The following is a 513-nucleotide window of genomic DNA, read 5'->3' on the forward strand; positions in this document are numbered from 1 at the left end:
TTCTTGATATGGATTTCATAACGAACGTTGGTGCCGAAGTCGTAAAAGTTGGGGGCACCGTCCGGTGATTCAAACGGAATGTAGTTCGCAATAATCGTGATGGTGTTCGGGTCGTCAGGACTTTTGAAGGCGTAAACGTCCGTGTTGTCGGCGAGCGGATCCTGAGAGATCAGCGGGGCTTCGCGGTGGCTAGACGCGTAGCCGAAGCTGGCCGCGAACAGGCAGACGAAAAACAGAAGACCGCTATGCAGTCTCCGCATTGTAGCACTAAAAGTGGTCATGCGCGTAGAGATAGGTGAAACAAACGAGAAAATGGGTTGATTAATGGGGCACGAAGCAGAGAGAGAGTTCTCCCATAGACGGTGCAAACACACAGGCCTTATGAAGACTGTGTTTTCAGATGTAACTGGCAACTACCACATCAGTGGTAGCGTGGGGAGACGTATCGTGTTTTTTCGGGCGGCTTTCAGTTTAAGGTGAAGAGAAAAGATCATTCTGTTGATTTGACGAGCC

1 protein-coding gene is annotated in these 513 nt (G+C 49.9%); it reads right to left on the reverse strand.

Annotated features, from left to right (window positions below; genetic code table 11):
• Positions 1-260, reverse strand: a 260-nt coding sequence (locus FH603_RS28375) for a DUF4331 family protein (protein WP_186742787.1), incomplete at its 3' end; no start/stop codon positions are given.
• Positions 261-513: the final 253 nt, after the last annotated feature.

This window comes from Spirosoma utsteinense (genome assembly GCF_014282275.1).
GTDB classification, from domain to species: domain Bacteria; phylum Bacteroidota; class Bacteroidia; order Cytophagales; family Spirosomataceae; genus Spirosoma; species Spirosoma utsteinense.